This window comes from Streptomyces marincola (assembly GCF_020410765.1).
Taxonomy (GTDB): Bacteria; Actinomycetota; Actinomycetes; order Streptomycetales; family Streptomycetaceae; genus Streptomyces; species Streptomyces marincola.
The window spans coordinates 6,152,498-6,178,551 of record NZ_CP084541.1 but is presented as its reverse complement, the minus strand read 5'-3'; the positions used below and the strand labels follow the sequence as shown (position 1 = coordinate 6,178,551).

At 73.7% G+C, this 26,054-nt stretch carries 24 protein-coding genes; 17 read left to right on the top strand and 7 right to left on the bottom strand.

Annotated features, from left to right (window positions below):
* Nucleotides 1-143: 143 nt before the first annotated feature.
* From bioB to LC193_RS27245, 12 genes are all read left to right on the top strand, one after another.
* Nucleotides 144-1,205, top strand: a complete 1,062-nt coding sequence (gene bioB, locus LC193_RS27300; protein WP_226078037.1) for a biotin synthase BioB — start codon at nt 144-146, stop codon at nt 1,203-1,205.
* 4 nt (nt 1,206-1,209) lie between these two features.
* Nucleotides 1,210-2,568: an adenosylmethionine--8-amino-7-oxononanoate transaminase gene (locus LC193_RS27295; protein WP_226078036.1), complete on the top strand. Its 1,359-nt coding sequence runs from the start codon at nt 1,210-1,212 to the stop codon at nt 2,566-2,568.
* A 5-nt stretch (nt 2,569-2,573) separates the two neighbouring features.
* On the top strand, nt 2,574-3,284 hold the full coding sequence (gene bioD / locus LC193_RS27290) for a dethiobiotin synthase (RefSeq protein WP_226078035.1): 711 nt from the start codon (nt 2,574-2,576) through the stop codon (nt 3,282-3,284).
* 90 nt (nt 3,285-3,374) lie between these two features.
* Nucleotides 3,375-4,622 (top strand): LacI family DNA-binding transcriptional regulator, encoded by a 1,248-nt coding sequence (locus tag LC193_RS27285; RefSeq protein ID WP_318842210.1) that lies wholly within the window; start codon nt 3,375-3,377, stop codon nt 4,620-4,622.
* Complete coding sequence (locus LC193_RS27280; protein WP_226078033.1) at nt 4,613-5,854, top strand: sugar ABC transporter substrate-binding protein; 1,242 nt, start codon at nt 4,613-4,615, stop codon at nt 5,852-5,854. The genes LC193_RS27285 and LC193_RS27280 overlap by 10 nt, the downstream gene beginning before the upstream one ends.
* Nucleotides 5,855-5,864: 10 nt before the next feature.
* Nucleotides 5,865-6,821 (top strand): carbohydrate ABC transporter permease, encoded by a 957-nt coding sequence (locus LC193_RS27275; RefSeq protein WP_226078032.1) that lies wholly within the window; start codon nt 5,865-5,867, stop codon nt 6,819-6,821.
* A gap of 4 nt (nt 6,822-6,825) precedes the next feature.
* Nucleotides 6,826-7,653, top strand: a complete 828-nt coding sequence (locus LC193_RS27270; protein ID WP_226078031.1) for a carbohydrate ABC transporter permease — start codon at nt 6,826-6,828, stop codon at nt 7,651-7,653.
* A gap of 16 nt (nt 7,654-7,669) precedes the next feature.
* Nucleotides 7,670-9,067, top strand: coding sequence for a GH1 family beta-glucosidase (locus LC193_RS27265; protein WP_226078030.1), 1,398 nt, complete (start codon nt 7,670-7,672; stop codon nt 9,065-9,067).
* A gap of 106 nt (nt 9,068-9,173) precedes the next feature.
* Nucleotides 9,174-11,474, top strand: coding sequence for an alpha-xylosidase (gene yicI, locus LC193_RS27260; protein WP_226078029.1), 2,301 nt, complete (start codon nt 9,174-9,176; stop codon nt 11,472-11,474).
* Nucleotides 11,475-11,584: 110 nt separating this feature from the next.
* Complete coding sequence (locus tag LC193_RS27255) at nt 11,585-11,803, top strand: hypothetical protein (protein ID WP_176582844.1); 219 nt, start codon at nt 11,585-11,587, stop codon at nt 11,801-11,803.
* 31 nt (nt 11,804-11,834) lie between these two features.
* A complete protein-coding gene (locus tag LC193_RS27250) occupies nt 11,835-12,470 on the top strand; it encodes an endonuclease (protein ID WP_226078028.1) in 636 nt (211 codons plus the stop codon).
* A gap of 56 nt (nt 12,471-12,526) precedes the next feature.
* On the top strand, nt 12,527-12,880 hold the full coding sequence (locus LC193_RS27245) for a DUF3140 domain-containing protein (RefSeq protein WP_226078027.1): 354 nt from the start codon (nt 12,527-12,529) through the stop codon (nt 12,878-12,880).
* A 112-nt stretch (nt 12,881-12,992) separates the two neighbouring features.
* Here LC193_RS27245 and LC193_RS27240 read toward each other — a convergent pair whose 3' ends face one another.
* The gene (locus tag LC193_RS27240; protein WP_226078026.1) at nt 12,993-13,871 is read right to left on the bottom strand and encodes an alpha/beta fold hydrolase; all 879 of its coding nucleotides are present in this window, start codon (nt 13,869-13,871) and stop codon (nt 12,993-12,995) included.
* 113 nt (nt 13,872-13,984) lie between these two features.
* Here LC193_RS27240 and LC193_RS27235 point away from each other — a divergent pair, with 113 nt between their 5' ends.
* From LC193_RS27235 to LC193_RS27225, 3 genes are all read left to right on the top strand, one after another.
* A complete protein-coding gene (locus tag LC193_RS27235) occupies nt 13,985-15,922 on the top strand; it encodes a BTAD domain-containing putative transcriptional regulator (RefSeq protein ID WP_226078025.1) in 1,938 nt (645 codons plus the stop codon).
* Between the two features lie 211 nt (nt 15,923-16,133).
* Nucleotides 16,134-16,499 (top strand): PadR family transcriptional regulator, encoded by a 366-nt coding sequence (locus LC193_RS27230; RefSeq protein WP_226078024.1) that lies wholly within the window; start codon nt 16,134-16,136, stop codon nt 16,497-16,499.
* Nucleotides 16,496-17,128: an HAAS signaling domain-containing protein gene (locus LC193_RS27225; RefSeq protein ID WP_226078023.1), complete on the top strand. Its 633-nt coding sequence runs from the start codon at nt 16,496-16,498 to the stop codon at nt 17,126-17,128. Before LC193_RS27230 ends, LC193_RS27225 begins: the two co-directional genes overlap by 4 nt.
* 213 nt (nt 17,129-17,341) lie before the next feature.
* Here the strand turns inward: LC193_RS27225 and LC193_RS27220 are convergent, their stop codons facing one another.
* On the bottom strand, nt 17,342-18,523 hold the full coding sequence (locus LC193_RS27220) for an MBL fold metallo-hydrolase (protein ID WP_226078022.1): 1,182 nt from the start codon (nt 18,521-18,523) through the stop codon (nt 17,342-17,344).
* Nucleotides 18,524-18,669: 146 nt separating this feature from the next.
* On the opposite strand from LC193_RS27220, the gene LC193_RS27215 reads away from it, so the two are divergent.
* Nucleotides 18,670-19,437, top strand: coding sequence for a DUF7134 domain-containing protein (locus LC193_RS27215; RefSeq protein WP_226078021.1), 768 nt, complete (start codon nt 18,670-18,672; stop codon nt 19,435-19,437).
* Between the two features lie 76 nt (nt 19,438-19,513).
* Complete coding sequence (locus tag LC193_RS27210) at nt 19,514-20,020, top strand: gluconokinase (RefSeq protein ID WP_226078020.1); 507 nt, start codon at nt 19,514-19,516, stop codon at nt 20,018-20,020.
* Nucleotides 20,021-20,075: 55 nt separating this feature from the next.
* Here the strand turns inward: LC193_RS27210 and LC193_RS27205 are convergent, their stop codons facing one another.
* The 5 genes from LC193_RS27205 to LC193_RS27185 are packed head-to-tail and all read right to left on the bottom strand — an operon-like array spanning nt 20,076 to nt 25,971.
* On the bottom strand, nt 20,076-21,077 hold the full coding sequence (locus LC193_RS27205; protein ID WP_226078019.1) for a sugar phosphate isomerase/epimerase family protein: 1,002 nt from the start codon (nt 21,075-21,077) through the stop codon (nt 20,076-20,078).
* A 23-nt stretch (nt 21,078-21,100) separates the two neighbouring features.
* The gene (locus LC193_RS27200; RefSeq protein ID WP_226078018.1) at nt 21,101-22,270 is read right to left on the bottom strand and encodes a Gfo/Idh/MocA family protein; all 1,170 of its coding nucleotides are present in this window, start codon (nt 22,268-22,270) and stop codon (nt 21,101-21,103) included.
* A gap of 28 nt (nt 22,271-22,298) precedes the next feature.
* Nucleotides 22,299-23,354 (bottom strand): substrate-binding domain-containing protein, encoded by a 1,056-nt coding sequence (locus LC193_RS27195; protein WP_226078017.1) that lies wholly within the window; start codon nt 23,352-23,354, stop codon nt 22,299-22,301.
* Between the two features lie 47 nt (nt 23,355-23,401).
* Nucleotides 23,402-24,451, bottom strand: a complete 1,050-nt coding sequence (locus tag LC193_RS27190) for an ABC transporter permease (protein WP_226078016.1) — start codon at nt 24,449-24,451, stop codon at nt 23,402-23,404.
* A complete protein-coding gene (locus LC193_RS27185) occupies nt 24,448-25,971 on the bottom strand; it encodes a sugar ABC transporter ATP-binding protein (RefSeq protein WP_226078015.1) in 1,524 nt (507 codons plus the stop codon). Before LC193_RS27185 ends, LC193_RS27190 begins: the two co-directional genes overlap by 4 nt.
* Between the last annotated feature and the right edge of the window lie 83 nt (nt 25,972-26,054).

Below are 26,054 nucleotides of genomic sequence, written 5' to 3'. Positions count from 1 at the left end.
GAAAGGGGCCGCGATTGTGGGCTGCGCACGAAGGTAGTGGCCCGCGGGGCGTCGCGACAGTGGCGATGACGACACCGGGCCCCTGGGGCTGTTGTAGCTTTCTGCCTCGACCGGGTCGCTCGCGCTGGGTCAGGATCGCAGACATGGATCTGCTGAACGCCCTGGTGGACAAGGGCATCCGCCGCGAAGTGCCCACCCGCGAGGAGGCGCTGGCAGTGCTGGCCACCTCCGACGACGAACTGCTCGACGTGGTCGCCGCGGCCGGCAAGGTGCGCCGCCAGTGGTTCGGGCGACGGGTGAAGCTGAACTACCTGGTGAACCTGAAGTCCGGGCTGTGCCCCGAGGACTGCTCCTACTGCTCCCAGCGCCTCGGGTCCCGGGCCGACGTGCTGAAGTACACGTGGCTGCGTCCCGGCGAGGCCGCCGAGGCGGCGAGCGCCGGAGTCGCCGGCGGCGCCAAGCGCGTCTGCCTGGTGGCCAGCGGCCGGGGGCCGACGGACCGGGACGTGGACCGGGTGGCCGAGACGATCTCCGCGATCAGGGAGCGGCACGCCGACGTCGAGGTGTGCGCGTGCCTCGGGCTGCTGGGGCAGGGGCAGGCGGAGCGGCTGCGCGCGGCCGGCGCCGACGCCTACAACCACAACCTCAACACCTCGGAGGCCACCTACCGCGACATCTGCACCACGCACGGCTTCTCCGACCGGGTGGACACGGTGCGGCAGGCGCAGGCGGCCGGCCTGTCCGCGTGCTCGGGCCTGATCGCCGGCATGGGTGAGAGCGACGAGGACCTGGTGGACGTGGTGTTCGCGCTGCGCGACCTGGACCCCGACTCGGTGCCCGTGAACTTCCTGATCCCGATGGAGGGCACACCGCTGGCCGGCGAGTGGAACCTGACGCCGCAGCGCGCGCTGCGCATCCTCGCGATGGTGCGCTTCGTGTGCCCCGACGCGGAGGTGCGCCTGGCGGGCGGGCGCGAGGTCCACCTGCGGACGCTCCAGCCGCTGGCCCTGCACCTGGTCAACTCGATCTTTTTGGGCGACTACCTCACCAGCGAGGGCCAGGCCGGGCAGGCCGACCTGGAGATGATCGCCGACGCCGGGTTCGAGGTGGAGGGCGCCGGGACCAGCACGCTGCCCGAGCACCGCACCGACCTGGTCGCCGTGCGCCGCCGGGGAGCGGGCACCGACCTGCCGCCGAATGCGTGACGGCATGAGCGAGCGCACACCGACGCACCGGGGGCCCGCGCCGCACGCCGGCGGGCCGCCGGGCGGCGGGCTCCCGACCGACGAGCTGCTGGCGCTGGACCGCGAGCACGTCTGGCACCCGTACGGGCCGATGCCGGGCCGCCAGGCGCCCCTGGTGGTCGACTCGGCGGCGGGCGTTCGGCTGCGGCTGGCCGAACCGGCCTTCGGTAACGACGAGTTGGTCGACGGCATGGCCTCGTGGTGGTCAGCGGTGCACGGCTACAACCATCCGGTGCTCAACGCGGCGGCGCGCGGCCAGCTGGACCGGATGAGCCACGTCATGTTCGGCGGTCTGACGCACGAGCCCGGGGTGCGGCTGGCCAAGCGCCTGGTGGACGTGACGCCCGAGCCGCTGCGGCACGTGTTCCTCTCGGACTCCGGTTCCGTCTCGGTCGAGGTGGCCGTCAAGATGTGCCTCCAGTACTGGCGCTCGGTCGGCCGCCCGGGCAAGCGGCGCCTGCTGACCTGGCGCGGCGGCTACCACGGCGACACCTGGCACCCGATGTCGGTGTGCGACCCGGACGGCGGGATGCACCACATCTGGTCGGGCGCCCTGCCGCGGCAGGTCTTCGCGGACGCGCCGCCCGCCGGCTTCGACGCCGAGCCCGACCCGCGCTACGCGGCGGGCCTGCGCGCGCTGATCGGGCGGCACGCCGCCGAGGTGGCCGCGGTGATCGTGGAGCCGGTCGTGCAGAACGCGGGCGGCATGCGGTTCCACTCCCCCGGCTACCTGCGGGTGCTGCGCGAGGCGTGCGACGAGCACGACGTGCTGCTCGTCTTCGACGAGATCGCGACCGGGTTCGGCCGCACCGGCGCGCTGTTCGGCGCCGACCACGCGGGCGTCGCGCCCGATGTGATGTGCGTGGGCAAGGCGTTGACGGGCGGCTACGTCTCGATGGCCGCCACCCTGTGCACGCCGCGCGTGGCCCGGGGCATCTCGGGCGGCGAGGTCCCGGTGCTCGCGCACGGGCCGACGTTCATGGGGAACCCGCTGGCCGCCGCGATCGCCGACGCCTCGGTCGAGCTGCTGCTCGCCGGGGACTGGGCGGGACGGGTGGCGCGGATCGAGACCGGGCTGCGCGAGGGCCTGGCCGGCGCGGAACGGCTGCCCGGCGTGCTGGGGACCCGCGTGCTCGGCGCGATCGGCGTGATCGAGCTGGACCATCCCGTCGACATGGCGGCGGCGACGGAGGCGGCGGTGCGGACGGGCGTGTGGCTGCGGCCGTTCGGGCGGCTGGTCTACACGATGCCGCCGTACGTCACCGACGACGCCGACCTGGCGCTGATCTGCCGCGCGATGCGCGCGGCGGCGGAAGCGGGCTGAGCGCCGTGCGGAGGGAAGGCGACATCCTCGTGGTGTCGGGCACCGGCACCGAGGTGGGCAAGACCGTGGTGACGGCGGCGGTCGCGGCACTCGCCGCCGCCGCGGGCCGCTCCGTCGCGGTGCTGAAGCCCGCGCAGACCGGGCTCGGTCCTGGCGAGAGCGGCGACGCGGCGACCGCGGCCCGGCTGGCCGGACCCGTGACGGTCCGTGAACTGGCCCGCTATCCGGAGCCGTTGGCGCCCGCGACGGCCGCGCGCCGGGCCGGGCTGCCGCCGGTGCGCCCGGCCGACGCGGCCAAGGCCGCGCAGGAGCTGGCGCACGGCCACGACCTGGTGCTGGTCGAGGGGGCGGGCGGGCTGCTGGTCCGGTTCGACGACATGGGCGGGACGCTCGCGGACACGGCCGCGCTGCTGGACGCCCCGGTGCTGCTGGTCGTGGCCGCGGGCCTCGGAACGCTCAACGCCACGGCCCTGACGGCGGAGGCCCTGGCCCACCGGGGGCTGCGCTGCCAGGGCGTCGTCATCGGCAGCAGCCCGGCCGTGCCCGACCTGGCGGCCCGGTGCAATCTCACGGACCTGCCCGAGGTGGCCGGCGCGCCCCTGCTCGGCGCGGTCCCCGCCGGGGCGGGCGCGCTGGCGCCCGCGGCGTTCCGCGACCGCGCGCCCGGCTGGCTCGCCCCGGTGCTCGGCGGGCGCTGGGCCGGCCCGGGCGGCTGACCGCGAGGAGGCGCCTCGGCGCCTCCGGCGGCGCACCCCCGATCCGTCACGCAGGGTGACGGAGGCGGACGGAAAACGACTCTTGTCGGGATCGCCCGCCTGTGCATACCATTCCGTCGAATCGATTCGACGAAGCGCTTCGACACCGCGCGTTCGCCGGACGTTTTCCACAGAAGCCGCAGCACACAGGGCCATCCGGCCGGGTGCGCGCCCCCGGGCGCGGGCACCGGCACGGCCCACCGCGAAGGAGCGGGCATGGTGACCATCAAGGACGTCGCGGAACGGGCGGGCGTCGCGCCGAGCACCGTGTCCTACGTCCTGAGCGGCTCCCGCAAGATCTCCGCGGAGACCGCGGAGGCGGTCCGCGCCGCCATAGCCGAACTCGGCTACCACCCGCGCGCGAGCGCCCGCACGCTGCGCAGCGCGCGCAGCGAGGTGCTGGTGCTCGCCGTGCCGAGGGACCCGGGCAAGTACCGCGCGATGGACGGCAGGTTCGCGATCGAGATCAGCGACGCGGCCCGGGTCCACGGCTACGACGTGCTCCTGATGACGGAGCCGGGCGGCGTCGACGGCCTGCTGCGCGTGGCCCGCAGCGGCCTGGCCGACGCGGCCGTCCTCATGGCCGTGGCCGAGGCCGACCCGAGGCTCGCGGCCCTGCGCGCGCTCGACTTCCCCGTGGTGCTCCTCGGACACGGCGACGACCGCGAGGAGGCCGGGGTGTCCTGGGTCGACCTCGACTGGGCCGCGGCCGTGGCCCTCGCCGTGCGGGAGACGGCCGCCGCCGGTCATCGCCGCATGGTGTTCTGGGCCTCGGCCGACCACGAGATCGCGGCCCGCCGCGGCTACGCGATGCACGGCCTCGCCGGCGCGCGCGCCGCAGCGGCAGAGACGGGCGCGGACGTCCGCGTCCAGCCGTCCACCTCGGACCCGCGCGAGCTGCGGGCCCGGCTGCGCGCGGCGCTGACCGCCGAGCCCCGGCCCACCGCGCTCGTGATCCAGCACCTCATCCCGCTGCCGCTGCTGCTCGCGGAGGTGTCCGCGCTCGGTCTGCGCCTGCCGCGGGACCTCCAGGTGGTGCTCGTCGGCAGCCTGCCCGACGAGCCGGGCGGTCCCGAGGTGCCCCGCATCGACCTGCCCGTGGGGCAGATGTCGGCCGCCGTGGCCGGGCTCGCGGCCGAGGCCATCGGCGGCGCCGCCCCCCGGCACGAGTTGATCGCGCCGCGGCTCGCCACCGCCCCCGGCATCCTGCCGCCGGCGGACGTCGACGGCGGGGACGCCGGCGCTCGGGACGCCCGGCGCCACACCCCGCGATTGGAGAACACGAACCGATGCGACTGAGAACCGGGCGGATACCGAAGTCCGCCACCGTAGTGGCCCTCGCGGGGACGGTGGGCGCGATCGGCCTGACGGGCTGCGCCGCCGAGCCTGACCCGGGGACCGTCACGGTGCTGAACTCGGCGACGGACACCGCCGAGCACGAGGCCAACCAGGACTTCTTCGACCGCTGCGCCGCGCCGCTCGGCCTTGAGGTCGAGCAGATCAGCGTGCCGGCCGACCAGGTCGCGTCCAAGGCGCTGCGCATGGCGTCCTCCGACTCGCTGACCGACATCCTGGAGCTGGACGGCTCGGAGCTGCCGCAGTTCGCCGGGACGGACGGCCTGCGGCCCATCGAGGAGGCCGGCGTGGACACCTCGGAGTTCTCCGAGAGCGCGAACACGCTCGGCTCCTACGACGGCGTCCAGTACGGCGTGGCCCGCTCGGTGAACTCGCTCGCGCTGATCTACAACACCGAACTGCTCGCCGAGGCCGGTCTCGAACCGCCGGCCACGTGGGACGAGCTGAAGGAGACAGCGGCGGCCCTGACGGCAGGCGACACCTACGGCATGGCGTTCAGCGCCTCGCCCAACGCCGACGGCGTCTACCAGTTCCTGCCGTTCTTCTGGTCCGCCGGCGGGGACGAGGCGGAGCTGGACGCGGGCGAGGGCGGCGCGGCCGCCCTCCAGCTGTGGAAGGACCTCGTGGACGCGGGGTCGGCCTCGCGTTCCGTCGTGAACTGGAACCAGCAGGACGTCAACGACCAGTTCATCTCCGGCCGCGCCGCCATGATGATCAACGGTCCGTGGCAGGTGCCGGTGCTCAGCGAGCAGGACGCCGTGGACTGGGCCGTGGCCACCATCCCCGTGCCCGAGGCGGGGCAGGACGCGATCCCGCCGATCGGCGGGACGGTGATGACCGTGCCGAAGAACGAGGACGACCGCGAGCGCGAGGAGAACGCCGCGCGCATCCTCCAGTGCCTGAACTCCGAGGAGAACCAGCTCGCCTGGGGCGAGCGGGTCAACAACGTGCCGACGCGCGAGGCCGCGGCGCAGACCTACCGCGAGCAGAACCCGCGGCTGGCGCCGTTCGCCGACCTGGTGGCCACCGCGCGGTCGCGCACCGCCGAGGTCGGCACCCGGTGGCCGGTGATCGGTGACGCGCTCGCGGGCGCGTTCCAGTCGGTGCTGACCGGCCAGTCTTCCCCGCAGGAGGCGCTGGCGAACGCGCAGCGCCAGGCCGCGGCGGGCGAGTGAGGTGAGCGGGATGAGTGAGACGACCACGAGAACCGAGCCGGCGGCGGCGACAGCCGAACGGGCGCCGCGCGAGCGGAAGGGCGTGGGGCGCAGGCGCCTGTACCAGTGGCTTTTCGTCGCGCCCGCGCTGGTCTACATGCTGGCGTTCTTCGGCTATCCGCTGGTGCGCAACGTGCTGATGAGCTTTCAGGAGTTCACCCCGCGCACGTACTTCACGGGCGAGTCGCCGTTCAACGGCCTCGACAACTGGCGCGGCGTGTTCGACAACGAGCTGTTCGGCGACGCCCTGTGGCAGACGATCCTGTTCACCATCGGGTCGCTGGTGGGGCAGTTCACCATCGGGCTCGCGCTCGCGGTGTTCTTCTCCCGCAGGTTCCACCTGTCGGGGTTCGTCCGGGCGGTGCTGCTGCTGCCGTGGCTGGTGCCGATGGTGGTCTCGGCCGTGGTGTGGCGCCGGATCATGGACGAGGACCACGGCATCCTGAACAGCTTCCTCGGCACCATCGGGCTGTCGGGGGACGGGGTGCCGTGGCTGAGCAGCCCGAGCGTGGCGCTGCTTTCGGCGATCCTGGTGAACATCTGGATCGGCATCCCGTTCAACATGGTGATCCTGTACGGCGGCCTCCAGGAGATCCCCCGCGAGCTGTACGAGGCGGCGTCGCTCGACGGGGCCGGGCCGTGGCGGACGTTCCGCAGCGTCACGCTGCCGATGCTGCGGCCGGTCGTGACGGTGGTGCTCGTGCTCGGCTTCATGTCGACGATCAAGATCCTCGACCTGATCCTCGCGCTCACCGGGGGCGGGCCCGCCGACTCCACCCAGACGCTCGGCACGCTGACGTACCAGCTGTCGTTCCTCCAGCTCGACTTCGGCCAGGGCGCCGTGGTGGGCAACGTCCTCATTCTGATCAGTGCCGCCTTCGCGGTGCTGTACCTGCGCGTCAACCGCGCCGACTCGCCGGGGAAGTGACGAGATGAACCGCACGGAAGGCCGCTCCCGCGCGCGCGGCGCGTGGAACACCGCGGCGGCGCTGCTGATCCTCGCCGTGATGCTGTTCCCTGTGTACTGGATGATCAGCACGGCGCTCCAGCCGCACACCAGCATCGCCTCGACCGATCTGATCCCGTCGGCGCCGAGCTTCGACAACTTCAGCAACGCGCTGGACACCCAGGGCGGCTCGCTGGTCACCAGTCTGATCGTTTCGATCGGCGCGGTGATCGTGTGCCTGACACTCGCCGCGCCGGCCGCCTACGGGCTTGCGCAGTTCGGCCTGAAGGGCGGCCGGGCGATCGTGTTCGGCACGCTGATCACGCAGATGGTGCCGGGCATCGTGATCGCGAACGCCCTGTACAGCGCGTACGCGGAGCTGAACCTGGTCAACTCCTACATCGGGCTGATCCTCGCCGACGCCTCGCTCGGCCTGCCGTTCGCGATCGTGCTGCTGCGGGCGTTCATGGTGTCGATCCCCACGGAGGTCGTGGAGGCGGCGATGGTCGACGGCGCCAACCGGTTCACGGCGTTCGTCCGGATCGTCCTGCCGATGAGCCGGAACGCGCTGATCACCTCGGGGCTGTTCGCCTTCCTCTTCGCGTGGGCGGACTTCATCTTCGCGCTGACGCTGAACACCACAGATGATGTGAAGCCGGTCACTCTCGGCATTTATCAGTTCATCGGCGCGCATGTCAGTGACTGGGGCGCGGTGATGGCCACCGCGGTGCTCTCCGCGATCCCCGCGGCGATCCTGCTGGTCGTCGCCCAGAAGTACATCGCCGCCGGAATCGCCGGCGGGTCCATCAAGTAAGGCACAGGCACCACATATGACTGCCACCGAAACGACCGGCTTCCCCCGGTTCCCGCGCGGCTTCTTCTTCGGCGCCGCCACTGCCAGCTACCAGATCGAGGGCGCCTTCGACGAGGGCGGCCGGGGCCCGTCGATCTGGGACACCTACTGCCGCGAGCCCGGCCGGGTGGCCGACGGCGCGACGGGGGACGTCGCGTGCGACCACTACCACCGCTACCAGGAGGACGTGGGGCTGCTGCGCGACCTCGGCGTGGACAGCTACCGGTTCTCCATCGCGTGGCCGCGCGTCCAGCCCCAGGGCAGCGGCAAGGCGAACGCCGAGGGGCTCGACTTCTACGACCGCCTGGTGGACGAGCTGCTGGCCAACGGCATCGCCCCGGCCGCCACCCTGTACCACTGGGACCTGCCGCAGGCCCTTGAGGACCGCGGCGGCTGGCGGGTGCGGGAGACGGCCGAGCGGTTCGCCGAGTACACCCGGCTGGTCGTGGACCGGCTCGGCGACCGGGTGCCGCGCTGGATCACGCTCAACGAGCCGTTCTGCTCGGCGTTCGTCGGCTACGCCATCGGCCGGCACGCGCCCGGGGCCCGCGAGGGCCGCGGCGCGCTGGCCGCCGCGCACCACCTGCTGGTCGGCCACGGGCTCGCGGTGCGGGTGCTGCGGGAGGCGGGCGCCACGGACGTCGGCATCACGCTCAACCCGGACCGGCTGCTGCCCGCCACGCAGTCCCCCGCCGACCTGGCGGCGGTGCGGCGTGCGGAGACCCTGCACAACGACGTGTGGCTCGACCCGCTGTTCGCGGGCCACTACCCGCGGGACGAGGCGGACACCTGGGGCGGGATGGCGGACGGCTCCTACCGCGAGGAGGGCGACCTGGAGCTGATCGGCGCGCCGCTGGACTTCGTCGGCATCAACTACTACCGCCCCATCACCGTGGCCGCCGCGCCGTACCAGGAGGAGGACCCCGCGGCGCGGACCGCGGTGGACATCCGCGTGCGCGAGACCTGGCGGGAGGACGTGCGGCACACCACGATGGGCTGGCCCGTCGTGCCGCATACGTTCACCGACCTGCTGGTCGACCTGAAGCGCCGCTATCCGGAGCTGCCGCCCGTGGTCATCACGGAGAACGGCTCGGCCGAGGACGACACGGTCGCCGAGGACGGCCAGGTCCACGACGCCGACCGGGTCGACTACCTGCGCGACCACCTGCACGCGCTGGCCGACGCCATCGAGGCCGGGGTCGACGTCCGGGGCTACTACGTGTGGTCCCTGATGGACAACTTCGAGTGGGCGTTCGGCTACGCGAAGCGGTTCGGCATCGTCCGCGTCGACTACGACACGCTCCAGCGCCTGCCCAAGGACAGCTACCGCTGGTACCGGGACCTGCTCACCGACCACCGGCAGGCCCACGCGTAACGGCCCACAGGCCGCCCGGCCCACCGGGCCGGCACCCCCGCCCCCACCGACCCGCGACCGCACGCGACTGCACCGTCCGCGCGGCGCAGGGAAATCTGGAGTAACTGTGAAGTTCACCGACGGCTACTGGCTGATGCGCGACGGCGTCACCGCGTCCTTCGCGAAGCAGGTCGCCGACACACAGGTGTCCGACGACCGCCTCACCTTCCACGCGGCGGTGCGGCCCGTCGAACGCCGCGGCCACACGCTCAACAGCGCCCTGCTGACCGTGGAGTGCTTCTCCCCGGCCGAGGGCGTCATCGGCGTGCGGACCACGCACCACGCGGGCGGGGAGGAGCGCGGCCCCGGCTTCGCGCTGCGCGAGGAGCCGGGGCACACCGCCAAGACCAGGCTCGACGGCACCGTCGCCGAGCTGAGCAGCGGCGCGCTCACGCTGCGCGTGGACACCGCGGAACCCTGGCGGATGGACTTCGCCGCCGAGGGCAGGACCCTCACCTCCGCGGGCAAGCGCGGCAACGGCTTCGTCACGGACGGCGAGGGGCGGCACTTCACCCTCGGGCAGCTGTCCCTCGGCGTGGGCGAGCTGGTGTACGGGCTGGGCGAGCGGTTCACCCCGTTCGTCAAGAACGGCCAGGTCGTGGACATCTGGCAGGCCGACGGCGGTACGGCCAGCGAACAGGCGTACAAGAACGTCCCGTTCTACCTGACCAACCGCGGCTACGGCGTGTTCGTGAACCACCCGGGCGCCGTGTCCTTCGAGATCGCCTCGGAGGCCGTCGGCCAGGTGCAGTTCAGCGTCGAGGGCCAGTCCGTCGAGTACCTGGTCATCCACGGCCCCACGCCCAAGGAGATCCTCGACCGCTACACGGCCCTCACCGGGCGGCCCGCGCTGCCGCCGGCGTGGTCGTTCGGCCTGTGGCTGTCGACGTCGTTCACCACGGACTACGACGAGGCCACGGTCAACCGCTTCGTCCGCGGCATGGCTGAACGCGACATCCCGCTCAGCGTCTTCCACTTCGACTGCTTCTGGATGCGCGAGTACCAGTGGTGCGACTTCACCTGGGACCCGGCGGTCTTCCCCGACCCCGAGGGCATGCTGACCCGGCTGAAGGACCAGGACCTGCGGATATCGGTCTGGATCAACCCCTACATCGGGCAGAAGTCGCCGCTGTTCGCCGAGGCCAGGGAGCAGGGCTACCTGGTGCGCAAGGCCAACGGCGACGTGTGGCAGTGGGACCTGTGGCAGGCCGGCATGGCGCTGGTCGACTTCACCAACCCGGGCGCCCGCGCCTGGTTCGCCGGCAAGCTGCGCGAGCTGACCCGCCAGGGCGTGGACTGCTTCAAGACCGACTTCGGCGAGCGGGTGCCCACCGACGTCGTGTGGCACGACGGCTCCGACCCGGAGCGCATGCACAACTACTACACGCAGCTGTACAACCAGACGGTGTTCGATGTGCTCACCGAGGAGCGCGGCGAGGGCGAGGCGGTCCTCTTCGCCCGTTCCGCGACCGCGGGCGGGCAGCAGTTCCCCGTGCACTGGGGCGGCGACTGCGAGTCGACGTTCGAGGCGATGGCCGAGTCGTTGCGCGGCGGCCTCTCCCTGGGCCTGTCCGGCTTCGGCTTCTGGAGCCACGACATCGGCGGCTTCGAGGGCACCCCGACGCCCGCGGTGTTCAAGCGGTGGGTGCAGTTCGGGCTGCTGTCGTCCCACAGCAGGCTGCACGGCAGCAACTCCTACCGCGTGCCGTGGGACTACGACGACGAGGCCGTCGAGGTCACCCGCGACTTCACCCGGCTCAAGCACCGCCTCATGCCCTACCTGTTCCGGGCCGCGGAACAGGCCCGTGAGCACGGCACCCCCGTGATGCGCGCCATGGTCCTGGACTTCCCCGACGACCCGGCGGCCCACGGTCTCGACCGCCAGTACATGCTGGGCGACGACATCCTCGTGGCCCCCGTCCTGTCCGAGGACGGCGTCGCCGAGTACTACGTGCCCGAGGGCACCTGGACCCACCTGCTGTCCGGCGAGCAGGTGCGGGGCCCGGGCTGGCGCCGCGAGCGGTTCGGGTTCGACAGCCTGCCGCTGCTCGCCCGCCCCGGCTCGGTGATCCCGTTCGGCGCCGAGGACGACCGGCCGGCGTACGCGTGGGCGCACGGGGTGACCCTGCGGGTGCACGCCCCGGCCGAGGGCGCGGAGACCGTCACCCGCGTACCGGCCTCCGACGGCGGGCAGGCCGCGGTCTTCCGCACCACCCGGCGCGGTGACGTGGTGACCGTCGAGGCCACCGGGGCCCAGGGCCCGTGGCAGGTCGTCGTGGCGGGCCCCGGCGGGTACGGCGACCCGGTGGGCGTCGCGGACGGCGCCTCGTCGGTGACCGTCACCCTGCCCGCCGGCCAGGACGGCTGACGCCTTTGCGGTGCGGTGGCCGCCCGTGCGGCGGCCACCGCACCGCGGACCCCTGCCGGGGACGTTTCGCCCGGGGCCGGTGGGGAACCCGGCGGCGCGAGGTGATAAGGATGCCTGAACCGGGCAGCAAGAAGTACGACATTCACCGCGCACACCTGCGCAAGGACGCCGAGAACCACGGCGTCCCCGACCGGCACGCCGGGGCACGCGCCAACGAGGAGTTGCAGCGCGACCCCCACTGGCAGTCCCGGGGACCGCGCACCGAGCGCGGTCTCGGCCCGGAGTCGGAACGCGGCGGCTTCGAGGAGCAGCGCCCCGAGACCGACTGAACCGGGCGCACGGGAAGGCGGGTGCATCCGCATGAGCAAGCAGACCGAGAAGACCGCCCGGGTCCTGCTGGACCGCTGCGGGCAGACGTACGCGGAACAGGCCGGCATCCGGCTGCGGAACACCCCGGGCCCGCTCTACCGGCTGCTGGTCCTCTCCCACCTGCTGTCCGCCCGGATCCGGGCGGACGTCGCCGTCGCCGCCGCGCGGGCGCTGTCGGAAGCGGGCCTGCGCGACGCGCGGCGCATGTGCGAGGCCACCTGGCAGCAGCGCGTGGACGCGCTCGGCGCGGGCGGCTACCGCAGGTACGACGAGCGGACGGCCACCCAGCTCGGCGACGGCGCGCGGCTGGCCCTCGACCGCTACGGGGGCGACCTGCGGCGGCTGCGCGGCCCCGACGCGGCGCGCCGGCTCCGGGAGTTCCCCGGCATCGGCCCCCTGGGCGCCGACATCTTCCTGCGCGAGGCGCAGGCCGTGTGGCCCGAGTACGCCCCCTACATCGACGGCAAGGCCAGGGCCGGCGCCGAGCGGGTCGGCCTGCCCCGTTCCCCCAGGACGCTGGGCGGGCTCGTCGGCGGCGGTGACGTGCCGCGGCTGACCGCCGGGCTGGTCAGGGTCGCGCTCGACAAAGGGCTGGCGCGGGACGTGCGGGCCCGCGCGGGGGCGTGAGCGCCCTCGCCCCGTGACGCGAAGGAACCATCCCATCCCCACCAGGGAGACCCACGATGACCGACTCCGACGCCCTCGAACTGGACGCGTTGTGGGCGCAGTTCCACTCCGTCGTCAACATGACCTCCCAGGAGCTGGCCGCGTGGCTGCGCACCAGCAGCGCCGGCGAGGAAACGGAGGAGCCGCCCGAGGAGTCGGGCCCGGAACAGGGCCGCGGCGTCCTCGCGATCCTCAGGAAGCGGCAGACGGACCTCACGCGGGACGACATCGGCCTGATGTACGACGTCGTGGAGATGGTGCGCAACGAACGGGCCGCGGGCCCGCGCGCCACCGTCCCGGAACCGGCGTGGCGGCACCAGCTGATGAGCCTGGGCCACGACCCGCTGCGCGCGGAGGGCGAGGACGTCTGAGGCCTCAGAGCCCGCGGCGGCCCGCGTCCGCCGCGGCCCCGGAACGCCCGCGGGCGTTCCGGGGCGCCCTGCCGCCCGGGGCCTCCCCCGCCGGGCGCGGTCCTGGGGGAGGTCAGCGGGCCAGCAGGTCCCGGATCACCCCGACGATCTCGCCGGGTGCCTCCTCCGCCATGAAGTGCCCCGCCCGGGTCAGCCTGTGGTCCAGGTCCGGCGCCCACGGCCGCCACACCCCCGCGGCGTCGTAGCCGAGTCGCGCGCCCCAGTCCTGCTGGACGACCGCCACGGGCATGGCCAGGCGCGAGCCGGCGTCGAGGTCCGCCTGGTCGTGCGCGACGTCGATGCCCGCGGAGGCCCGGTAGTCGGCGACGATCGACGGCACGGCCGCCGCGCTCGCGCGCAGGTACGCCGCGCGCACCTCGTCGGGCATGGCGGTCGCGTCGTCGGCCCAGGCGTCGAGGAACGAGCCGAAGAACGCGTCCGCGCTGTTGGCGATCATCGTCTCCGGCAGGCCCGGGGGCTGCGCCATGAGGAAGAGGTGGTAGCCGACCGCCGCGGGAACACCGTGCAGGACGTTCCACATGTCGAGCGTCGGCACGACGTCCAGGACGCCCAGATGCGTGATCGTCTCCGGGTGGTCGAGACCCGCCCTGAAGGCGACCAGGGCGCCCCGGTCGTGGCCGACGAGTGCGAAGCGCTCGTGGCCGAGCGCCGCCGCCAGGGCCACGATGTCGGCGGCCATCGCGCGCTTGGCGTACACGCCGGGTCCTGTGGCCGCCGGCTTGTCGCTGGCTCCGTAGCCGCGCAGGTCGGGGCAGATCACCGTGTGCTCGGCGGCGAGCCGGCCCGCGACGTGCCGCCACATCAGGTGCGTCTGCGGAAAGCCGTGCAGCAGCACGACCGGGCTGCCGCTGCCGCCGATGGCGGCGGCCAGCTCCACGCCGTCCGCGCCGGGCAGGCGGACATGGTCGAAGCCGGGAATGGTGGGGGTCATGGAAGGGCCCTTCCTCGCGTCGGATGACTGAACGGGTTCAGCGTCGGCGAGGGCGATCAGCAGCCGATCAGTACGGTGCGGTCCAGTGGCCTCGCGGCACGGAGGATGGAGGCATGCGAATCGACGTGCTCGGCGCCGTGCGGGCCTTCCGCCCCGACGGTAGCCCGGTCCCGCTGGGCGGGCCGAGGCACCGCGAGGTACTGGCCCGCCTCGTCGCCGCCGAGGGGCGGCTGGTCACCACCGACACCCTGGTCGACGACCTGTGGACGGCGCCGCCGGCGCGCGCCGTGGGCGCGTTGCGCACGTTCGTCGCCGCGCTGCGCCGGGCACTCGAACCCGACCGGCCGCCCCGCAGCCCGCCGCGCGTCCTCGTGACGGAGGGTCCCGGCTACGCGCTGCGCCTGCCGCGCGAGGACGTGGACGTGCACCGCTTCGAGGACGCCCTGGCGCGCGCCCGGCGCGACCCGGGCGCGGCGGACCAGCTCGGCGCGGCGCTCGCGGCCTGGCGCGGGCCCGCCTACTCCGATGTGCCCGACGCCCTCTGGGCGCGCCGCGAACGGACGCGGCTTGAGGAGGCGCGCCTCGAAGGGGTGGAACTGCGCGCCCGCATCCTCCTCGACGCGGGCGAGGGCGCCGGCCTCGTCCCCGAGCTGCGCGCCCACACCGCGGAGCACCCCTGGCGCGAACCCGCCTGGGGGCTGCTCGCCCGCGCGCTCCACCACGCGGGCCGCAGGGCCGACGCGCTGGCCGCGCTCCGCCGCGCCCGCAGGATGCTCGCCGACCAGCTCGGGCTCGACCCCGGGGCCGGCCTCCGGCGGCTGGAGACGGACATCCTCAACGAGACCCTCCCCCCGGCGGGCGCGCCCACCGGGTGGGCCGGGCCCGGCGTCCGGCTCGGCCCGCGCACCACCGTCGACCTGGCCCGCACCCTCGCCCTCGCGGGCGGCGACGCCCTCGTCCACTCGCGGCGCGACCGCCTCGCCGCCGTCCTCGCGGCCGAACGCACCGGGGACGTCGCGCTGACCGCCCGCGTCATCGGCGCCTACGACGTGCCCGCCGTCTGGAGCCGGGCCGACGACCCCGAGCAGTCCCGAGCCGTCGTCGCGGCGGCGGAACGCACGCTCGCCGCGCTCGGCCCCGGGGCCCCCGCCGACCTGCCCGTCCGCCTCCTGGCCACGATCGCCGTCGAGAGCCGCAGCGCCGGCCTGTCCCCCGCCGAGCGGGAACGCGCGCGGCAGGCGGCGCGGCGGGCCGAGGCACTGGCCCGGGACCTCGGCGATCCCGCGCTGCTCGCGTTCGCGCTCAACGGGGTGTTCCTGCACTCCTTCACCCGCCCGGGACTCGCACCGGTACGGGACCGGATCGGCGCCGAGATCCTCGACCTGGCCGTCCGGCACGAGCTGCCCGCCTTCGCCGTGCTCGGCCGGCTCGTCCGCCTCCAGTCCGCCTCGGCCCTCGGCGACCTCGACGCGGCGACCGGGCACGCGGAGGCCGCGGAACGGACCGCCTTCACCGCCGAGTCGCCGCTCGTCCCCGTCCTCACCCGGTGGTTCGGGGCGCGGGTCACCGCCGCGCGCAGCACGGAACCCGGCGGACCGACCGCCGCCACGGCCGCGGCGGAGTACCGGGCCGCCGAGGACGCCCTGCGGACGGCCGGCATGCCGGGGCTGCACCGCGGCCTGTTCCCGCTCGCCCTCCTGGGGCTGCGCCTGCTGCACGACCGGCCCGCGCCCACCGACCCGCACCTGGACTGGGGTCCCTACCTGCCGTGGGCGCGCCCCCTCGTGCTGCTCGCCCGGGACCGGGCCGCCGAGGCGCGTGCCGCACTCGCCGCGGTGCCGGAACCACCGCCTGACCACATGCAGGAAGCCCTGTGGTGCCTGACCGCGCGGGCCGCCGCGCGGCTGGGCGAACGCGCCGTCGCCGCACGCGCCGGAGCCGCCCTCCGCGGCGCCCGCGCGGAAGTGGCCGGCGCCGCCTGCGGAATGCTGACCCTGGGCCCTGTGGCTCGGTACCTGGCCGAGGCCGAGGACTGCGCCGGGGCGGGGTAGGCGGACGCGCGGGCCTCACGCACGGCGGGGCCCGACGCCGGTGGCACCGCACGTGGTGCACACACCGCGGCGGTTGGGCGTGTGCTCGGCGTTGGGAATGCCGGCCATGTCGAGGCACGGCTCGGCGGAACGCCCCTCGGAGGCGGGCCCGGGCTGGACAACTGGGTGGAGAACGGGTCTCGGTCCGTCCGTGAGTGCTACCATGCATTGCATGGTAGCTGGCAATGCAAGAGACAGCGCCCAAAGTCAGGTGACCAGCCAACTGCGCAAAGGGGTACTGGAGTTCTGCGTCCTGGCCCTGCTGCGGGACGGTCCCCGCTACGGGGTCGAGCTGGTGGATCACCTGGCCAGGACCCCGGTGATGGCCACCAGCCAGGGCACGATCTACCCGCTCCTGTCACGCCTGCGCCGCTCCGGGCTCGTGGACACCGAGCTGCGGGAGTCAAGTGTGGGGCCGTCCCGCCGATATTACGACCTGACCGACGCCGGGCGAGCCGCACTCGAACAGTTCTCGGACGGCTGGCCGGCGTTCCGTGACGCCGTCGACCACTTCCTCACCCCAGGAGACAGGCCATGAACCCGCTCGTCCGGTCCTACCTCTCCTCCGTCGAGCGGGAGGCGGCGGCGCTTCCCACGCCACGGCGCGAGGAGCTGGTCGCCGACCTGCGTGAGCACATAGAAATCTCTCTCGCGGAGAGCGGGAGGGGAGACGACGCGCAGGTGCGGGACATCCTGAACCGGCTCGGCAGCGCGCAGGAAGTCGTGCGTGCCGCGCTGGAGGAGGAGCCGGTACCGCCCCTCACCTCTCCCGAGAGCAGGCGCCGCACGGCGGTGACCCTCACGCTCGCCCTGCTGCCCGTGCCGCTGTACTTCGCCACGTGGGTGGGGCTTCCGCTGGCCCTGGCGACCGGAACCGCCGCCGTCCTCCGCCTGCGGCGGTCAACGTCGTGGACGCCCGAGGAGAAGCGGGAGGCCACGAGGCTCATCCTCTCCCCCCTGCTGGTGCTCCCCCTCACCCTGTTCGTCGTCCGGCTCCTCTTCTACTGGAACTTCTCGCTCACCCTCGTCGCCGCCCAGACCTCGCTCATCCTGCCCATGATCGGTGCCGCGCGGCTTGCGCGGTCCGCCAAGCAGCTCCGCGACGCGAAGCCGGGCGAGCTGCCCGCGGGCCGCGGCACGGCGGCGACGGCCGTTCGCCCCGACTGAACCGGGCGCCCTCGGACCGCTGTCCCGGAACGGTCAGCACTCCCCCGGATTGCCCGACGGGCCGCCGACGCTCTGCTCAATGCAGCCGCTGACACCGGTGGTGTTGTTGGTGATGCGGAACCAGTACGTCCGGCGAAGCGGAGCCGGGCGCACGCGCTGCCGCTCCGGGCCGACGGCTCGTGCGGCGGGCCTGCGGGCGCCGCGCGCCGCGGCTCAGCCCTCGGCCTGCCCGACGCCCGCCGCCGGGCCGGGGGCGGGGCGGTCGGCGCCGGGGCGGACCGCCAGCGGGCGCCACCAGGGGTCGGTGGGCAGCTCGGCCGCCGGTTCGAACGACTCGCCCGGGCGCGGCAGCGCGAGCGTCACCCCGCGGCCCGCGGCCGCGCGCAGCGTGCGTTCGACCGGCTCGTCCCAGGGGTGCGGCGCCAGGTTGAACGTGCCCCAGTGGATGGGCAGCAGCACGCCGTGCGACGTACCGCCCGAGGCGTCGAGGTGCGCCGTGATGCCCTCCTCGGGCGTCATGTGGATGTCGGGCCAGTGCTCGCTGTAGGCGCCTATCTGGATCATCGTGGCGTCGAACGGGCCGTGCGCGCGGCCGATGTCCGCGAACCCGGGGAAGTAGCCGGTGTCGCCGCTGTGGTAGACGCGGTGCTCGGGCCCGGCCACCACCCAGGACGCCCACAGGGTCTGCCAGCGGTCGCGCAGCCCCCGGCCGCAGAAGTGCCGGCCCGGGGTCGCCGTCAGCGTCAGGTCGCCGACCCGTGCCGACTCGTGCCAGTCCAGCTCGGCCAGGCGCGCGGCGGGCACCCCCCAGCGTTCCAGGTGGGCGCCGACGCCGAGCGGCACGGCGAAGACGGTGCCGCTGCCGGCCAGCCGCCGGATCGTCGGCATGTCCAGGTGGTCGTAGTGGTCGTGCGAGATGACCACGGCGTCCACGGGGCCGAGTTCGGAGAGCGCGGCGGGGACCGGGTGCAGGCGGCGCGGCCCGGCGAAGGAGAACGGCGAGCAGCGCTCGCCCCAGACCGGGTCGAACAGCACCCGGGCGCCGTCGATCTCGACCAGCGCGCTCGCGTGCCCGAGCCAGGTCACGCGCAGCCCCGTCGCCGGCGGGCCGCCGGTGAGGACCTCGGGCACGGCCAGCGGCACCGGTCCCGACGGCGTCCTGCGCCGCCGCCCCGAGGGGCGCAGCGTCTCCCGCAGGACCGCCGCCGCCTCCCGGGCCCCGACCATGCGCACCGGCTCGGCGTTGCGGAACACGCCGTCGCGGTACTGCGGGGAGCGCCGGACGTGCGCCAGCCGCTCCCCCGCCGGCCGGGCGCCGAAGGAGGCCGGCCACAGGCGGCCGGCGAGCGGGGTCCTGGGCCGTGCGGCCGTCGTCGAAGGGGAGGGATGGGTCACGTGAACCTCCACAGGCGCGTTGACCGACACCTTAGACCACGCGGGTGACAACCGGTCACTGTGCGTCGAGCGCGGGCCCAAGGGCCCGGCCCGCGGCCCCGGGGGGCCCTCCTCGCACCGGCGGTGGCCGCCGTACGCTGACGGCCATGATTGCGGCCGGCGCGCGGCGCCCGTTCCTCTCCCGGTACCGGTGCCTGGCCGTCGACTGCGCCGCGGCTGCCGTGCTGTTGGCGCTCTCGGCGGCGAACATCGCCGCCGACCCCGCGCTCCGCGGCTGGGCCGGGGCGGTCTCGGCCGTGACCGCGCTGTCCCTCTCGGTGGGCGTCGCGCTGCGCCGGCGGGTGCCGGAGCGCACCCTGCTGCTGGCCCTCGCGGTGTGCCTGGCGCAGATCGTGTGGTCGGACGGCCTCGTCACCGTCGCACTCGCGGTGTACGCCATCGTCTCGGCGGCGGCCGACCTGGGGGACGCCTGGGCGATGCGGCTCGCGCTGTTCGGCGGGCTCGCGGCGGCGGTGCTCACCGCCGTGCGGGAGGGCTGCGGCGTGGGCCCGGGGCTCGAACTCGCCCTGGCCCTGGCCGTTCCCGTGACGCTGAGCTGGGCGATCGGCTACCGGGCCAGGTGCCGCCGGCGCTACCGCGCGCAGCTGGCCGAGCGGGCCGACGGACTGGCCCGGCTGCGGCACGAGCGCGAGCGCGCGGCGGTGGCGGCCCAGCGCGTGGAGATCTGCCGGGAGATGTACGACCTCACCGGGCACCGCGTGGCGGGGATGGTGGTGCACGCGCAGGCGGCCGACCGCGTGCTGGACGCCGCGCCCGGCGGGGCGCGGCGGTCGCTCGAACTGATCGGGACGCTCGGCCGCGAGTCGGAGGCCGAACTGCGGCAGGTGAGGGCGCTGCTGCGGGAGGGCGACTGACCGCGGGCCCCGGCCGAACGGGGGCGTGGCGGGTGGCTGTTTGGCGACGTGGGCACGGGCCCCGGATAGTGGGGGCATGGCTCATCGCACCGTCGTTGTCATGGGTGTCTCCGGCGTGGGCAAGACGACCGTCGCGCGGGCGCTGGCCGATCGGCTCGGCCTGCCGTTCGCCGAGGCGGACGACTTCCACTCGCCCGCCAATGTCGCCAAGATGTCGTCCGGCGTCCCGCTGGACGACGCGGACCGCGAGCCGTGGCTGGCGTCGCTGCGCGCGTGGCTCGGCGAGCGGGAGCGGCGGGGCACCGGCGGGGTGATGACCTGCTCGGCGCTGAAGCGGTCGTACCGGGAGACGCTGCGCGCGGACGCCGCGGGAACGTTCTTCCTGCACCTGGTCGGCAGCAGGGAGCTGATCCAGGAACGCGTCGGCGGGCGCTCGGGGCACTTCATGCCGGCCGAGCTGCTGGATTCGCAGTTCGCCGAGCTTGAGCCGCTCGCGGCCGAGGAGAACGGCGCGGAGCTCGATGTCGGCCCGCCGCCCGACGTGCTGGTGGAACGGGCGGTCGCGCTGCTCGACGGCGCGTGACCTGCCCGCTCCCGGCGCCGCGCCCCGCGGGGCGCGGCGCCGGGAGCGGCGGTGCTCACTCGCTGCCGAAGGCCGCGTCGAAGGACGCGGTGGGCGGCGGGTAGTCGTAGGCCCGCAGCCGGGCCAGCGCCTCGGGGGCGCCGGCGAGCCGGTCCATGCCCGCGTCCTCCCACTCGACGGACACCGGGCCGTCGTAGCCGATGGAGCGCAGCATCCGGAAGACGTCCTCCCAGGCCACGTCGCCGTGCCCGGCGGAGACGAAGTCCCAGCCGCGGCGCGGGTCGCCCCAGGGCAGGTGGGAGCCGAGGCGGCCGTTGCGGCCGTCGAGGCGGCGGCGGGCCTCCTTGCAGTCCACGTGGTAGATGCGGTCCCTGAAGTCGTAGAGGAAGTTCACCGGGTCGAGGTCCTGCCACACGAAGTGGCTGGGGTCGAAGTTGAGCCCGAACGCGGGCCGGTGGTCGACGGCTTCGAGGGCGCGCTTGGTGGTCCAGTAGTCGTAGGCGATCTCGCCCGGGTGCACCTCGTGCGCGAAGCGCACTCCCTCGGCGTCGAACACGTCGAGGATGGGGTTCCACCGCTCGGCGAAGTCCTCGTAGCCGCGTTCGATCATCCCGGGCGGGACGGGCGGGAACATGGCGACGAGGTGCCAGATCGAGGAGCCGGTGAAGCCGATGACGGTCTGGACGCCGAACGCGGCGGCGGCGCGCGCCGTGTCGGCCATCTCCTTGGCCGCCCGGGTGCGGACGCCCTCGGGGTCGCCGTCGCCCCAGATGCGCGGCGACAGGATGCCCTGGTGGCGCTCGTCGATGGGGTGGTCGCAGACCGCCTGGCCGAGCAGGTGGTTGGAGATGGCGAAGCACTCAAGGCCGTACTTGTCGAGCAGCGCGTGCCTGCCGGCGATGTAGTCGGGCTCGGACAGCGCCCGGTCGACCTCGAAGTGGTCTCCCCAGCAGGCGAGTTCGAGGCCGTCGTAGCCGAAGTCGCGGGCGAGCCGGCAGACCTCCTCCAGGGGCAGGTCCGCCCACTGGCCGGTGAACAGGGTGAACTTGCGTGGCATGGCGGGTACTCTCCTGCCTCTCGTCACTCGGGGGCGGGGACGGGGGTGAAGACGGCGTTCTTCTGCGCGCTCTCCTCGATGGCGGCCAGGACCCGCTGGACCTGGAGCCCGTCGTCGAACGTCGGTTCCGGCTGGATGCCGGAGGCGATGGCGAGCACCAGGTCCCTGGCCTGGTGGGTGAAGGTGTGCTCGTAGCCGAGCCCGTGGCCCGGGGGCCACCAGCCCTCCAGGTAGGGGTGGTCGGCCTCGGTGGCCAGGATGCGGCGGAAGCCGCCCTCGCTCGCGGGCAGGGTGTGGTCGTGGAACTCCAGCTCGTTCAGCCGTTCGAGGTCGAACGCGACGGAGCCGGCGGCCCCGTTCAGCTCGATCCGCAGCTGGTTCTTGCGGCCGGCGGCGAGCCGGCTGACCTCGAACGAGGTGAGGGCGCCCGAGGCGAGCCGGCCGGTGAACACGGCCGCGTCGTCCACCGTCACCTCGCCCGTCTGCCCGGCCTTCCCGCCGGGCAGGGCCCGCTCCTTCACGAACGTCTCGGTCTGCGCCGAGACGCCGGTCAGGAGTTCACCCGAGAGGTACTGCGCGAGGTCGACGATGTGCGCGCCGAGGTCGCCGAGCGCGCCCGAGCCCGCCTTGTCCTTCTGGAGCCGCCACACCAGGGGGAGATCGGGGTCCTCGCCCCAGTCCTGGAGGTAGCTGACGCGGACGTGGCGCAGCGTTCCGATGCGGCCCTCGGCGATCAGGCGGCGCGCCAGGGCCAGCGCGGGGACGCGCCGGTAGTTGAAGCCGACCATGGCGAGCTGCCCGCGTTCCGCGGCGGCCCGCGCCGCCTGGGCCATGGCCTCGGCCTCGGCCACGGTGTTGGCCAGCGGCTTCTCGCACAGCACGTGCTTGCCCGCCTCAAGGGCGGCGATGGCGATTTCCGCGTGGCTGTCGCCGGGTGTGCAGATGTCGACCAGGGACACGTCGTCGCGGGCGATCAGCGCCCGCCAGTCGGTCTCGGCGGCGGCCCAGCCGAGCCGGTCGGCCGCCTGGGAGACGGCCGCCGGGTCACGACCGCACACGGCGGCGAGCACGGGCGTGAGCGGCAGGTCGAACGCCCTGGCCACGGTGCGCCAGCCCTGCGAGTGGGCGGCTCCCATGAAGGCGTATCCGACCATGCCGACGCCGAGCGGAGGGGCGGAGGTGGAATGCGGCATCTGGTTCCCTGTCAGTTCGTGTGGTGCGTCAGTTGAAGCCGGTCGGCAGGTACTGCTCGACGTTCTCCCTCGTGACGACGGCGGAGTAGAGGGTGATGGAGGACGGGATCTCGAACTCGGCGAGGCCGCCGACGCCCCGGGACTGGCCGAGCGCGCGGGCCAGGTCGATGGCGGAGGCGGCCATGGTGGGCGGGTAGAGCACGGTGGCCTTCAGCACCGAGTTGTCGGCCTGGATGGCCTCCATCGCGGACCGCGCGCCCGCCCCGCCGACCATGATGAACTCGTCGCGTCCCGCCTGGTCGATGGCGCGCAGGGCGCCGACGCCCTGGTCGTCGTCGTGGTTCCACAGGGCGTCGAACTCCGGCTGGGCCTGGAGCAGCCCCGACATGACCTCCTGCCCCGACTCGACGGTGAACTCGGCGGCCTGCCGGGCGACCTTCTCGATGTTGGGGTAGTTGGCCAGCGCGTCGTCGAAGCCCTGGGTGCGCTGCCCCGTCAGTTCCAGGTTGTCCGGGCCCGACAGCTCGACCACGCGGGCGTTCTGCACGTCGCGGAGCTGCTCCCCGATGAAGTGTCCGGCGTTGAGACCCATGCCGTAATTGTCGCCACCGATCCAGCAGCGGTACGCCTGGGGGTTGTCGAAGATCCGGTCGAGGTTGACCACCGGTATGCCGGCCCGCATGGCGGTGAGCCCGATCTGGGTCAGGGCGATGCCGTCGGCCGGGAGGATCACGAGCACGTCGACCTGGCTGTTGATCAGCGTCTCGATCTGCCCGATCTGGGTCGCCGTGTCGTTGGAGCCCTCGGTGATCTCCAGGGTGACGTCCGCGTAGGTCTCGGCGCGCGACCGCGCGTTCTCGTTGATCGCGTTCAGCCAGCCGTGGTCGGCCTGCGGTCCCGCGAAGCCGATGGTCACCGGCGGGCCCTCGCTCTCCTCCGCGACCGGTGCCTGCTGGCTGTCCTCCTCGTCGTCACCGGTGTCGTTGCTGGTGCAGCCGGCGAGGAACACGCCTGCGGAGGCGGCGGCGCCGCCGAACAGCAGGCCTCTGCGACTGGCGAAACGCCTGGCGGGTGAAGCACTCATGGGATGGACCTTCCATTGATCGACATTGATCGGGAGCGGGCGTCGGGTCAGGTGTGCTGTGCGGCGGAGCGCCGCTGGAGGAGAACGGCGGCGACGATGATCGCGCCCTGGGCGATCTGCTGGCCGGCGCTGTCCAGGTTGTTGAGCGTGAACAGGTTGGTGATCGTGGTGAAGACCAGCACACCGAGGACCGACCCGATGATCGTGCCGCGCCCGCCGCTGAGCAGGGTGCCGCCGATGATGGCCGCCGCGATGGCGTTCAGCTCGTAGAGGTTGCCGTTGGTGTTCTGTCCCGAGCCGCTGAGCACGACCAGCATGAAGGCGGCGATGCCGCAGCACAGGCCGGACAGGGCGTAGAGCATCAGGCGCTGGCGCTTGACGGCGATCCCGGCCAGCCGGGCGGCCTCGGGGTTGCCGCCGATCGCGACGGTGCGGCGGCCGAACGTGGTGCGGTTGAGCAGCACCCAGCCGATCACGGTGACCACGGCGAAGATGATGACGAGCGGGGGCACCCCGAGCACGTAGGCGTCGCGCCCGCCGAGGTCGAGCACGCTCTCGACGCTGACGACCTGGGTGCGCCCCTCGGTGATGTGGAGGGCGAGGCCGCGCGCGGAGGCCAGCATCGCGAGGGTCGCCACGAACGGGACCATCGGCCCGTAGGCGATGAGCACGCCGTTGACCAGGCCGCAGCAGAGGCCGACGAGGAGGGCGGTGAAGATCATGCCGCCCATGCCGAACTCCTGGGTGGCCACGGTCGTGCACCACACCGAGGCGAGGGCGACGATGGCGCCGACCGACAGGTCGATGCCGCCGCCGATGATGACGAACGTGACGCCGACGGTGACCACGCCGATGACGGACGCCTGGGTCAGGATCAGCTGGAGGTTGTCCGTGCTGAGGAACTGGTCCGGCTTGGTGGCGGCGCCGATGACGGCCAGCACGGCGAGCACGCCGATCAGCGAGACGCTGTGCACGTCGGTGAGGCGGCCGAGCAGGAGGCGTCCGGCGGGCCGCTTGGCCGGCCCGGGCGGCGGGGCGCCGGGCCGCGGCTTGTCGAGTGAGGGCGATGCGGGTTCGGAGGTGGCGCCGTGGGTCACGCCGGGCTCCCTTCCATGACGAGATCGAGGACCCGGTGCTCGTCGAGCTCCCGGGCGGGGGCGGTGTGCACGACCCGGCCCTCCCGCAGCACCAGCACCCGGTCGGCGAGGCCGAGGACCTCCGGGATCTCACTGGAGACCAGCAGAACGGCCACGCCGTCGTCGGCCAGGCGGCGGATCAGGGCGTACAACTCGGCCCGCGCGCCGACGTCCACGCCCCGGGTGGGCTCGTCGAGCAGCAGGACCTTGCAGTGGCGCAGCAGCCAGCGGGCCAGCACGGCCTTCTGCTGGTTGCCGCCGGAGAGGGTGCGGATCTGGACGTCGGGGTCGGCGGGGCGCAGCGAGAGTTCGCGGGTGAAGCCGGCGGCGGCCTCACGCTCCCCCGGCCTGTCGATCCAGCCGCCGCGGGAGAAGCGGGGCAGGGAGGAGATGGAGACGTTGCGGGTGACGGACTCCAGCAGGAACAGCCCCTGGCCCTTGCGCTCCTCGGGGGCCAGGCCGAGCCCGGCGCGCACGGCTGCGGTGACGTTCCCGGGACGCAGCGGGCGGCCCTCGACCAGCACGCGGCCGGTGTCGGGGCGGCGGGCGCCGTAGATGGTTTCCAGCACCTCGGAGCGCCCCGAGCCGACCAGGCCCGCGAGCCCGACGATCTCGCCGGCGCGCACCTGGAGGTCGAGCGGTTCGAACTCGCCCTTCCTGCTGAGCCCTTCGACCGCCAGGAGCGGGGCCGCCCCGGATTCTTCGGCGGCGGGCGCGGGCCGTTCGGGGAAGGCGTACTCGATGTCGCGGCCGGTCATCAGCGAGACGATGTCCTGGGTGGCGGTGGTGCCCGCGGGCAGTCCGCGCGCGACGGCGCGGCCGTCCTTGAGGACGGTGACGCGGTGGCCGATCTCGCGGATCTCCTCAAGCCGGTGGGAGATGTAGACGATGGCGACGCCGTCGGCGATCAGGTCGCGCACGATGCGGAAGAGGTTGCCGACCTCGTCGGGGTCGAGCACGGCGGAGGGCTCGTCCATGACGATCAGCCTGGCGTCGTGGGACAGGGCGCGCGCCATGCTCACGATCTGCCGGCCGGCGGCGGAGAGGGTGCCGACGATGCGGTCCGGCGCTATCTCGGGGTGCCCGAGGCGCTCCAGCAGGGTGGCGGTCCTGGCGCGGGCGACCGACCTCCGGATGAAACCGGCGCTGGACGCCTCGTGCCCCAGGTGGACGTTCTCCGCGACGGACATGTGGGCCACCAGGTCGAGTTCCTGGTAGATGGTGGCGATCCCGAGCCGCATGGCGGCGGTGGGCGAGCCGATGCGGACCTGTTCGCCCTGCCAGGCGACTTCTCCTGTGTCCGGTTGGTGGGCGCCGGAGATCACTTTGATGAGGGTGGACTTCCCCGCGCCGTTCTGGCCCAGGAGGCAGTGCACCTCGGCGGGTTTCACGTCGAGGTCGACGCCGTCCAGGGCGCGGACGCCGGGGAACGATTTGGTGATGCCGGTCAGGGTGAGAAGCGGCGGTTGCGCGCTTTCCATGGCTGGCCTCCTCGGCGGCGATGCCGATGCGGACGCGCGCGGGCGTGCGCGGGCGTGCGTGGGTAGGGACGTGGCGTGCGGTG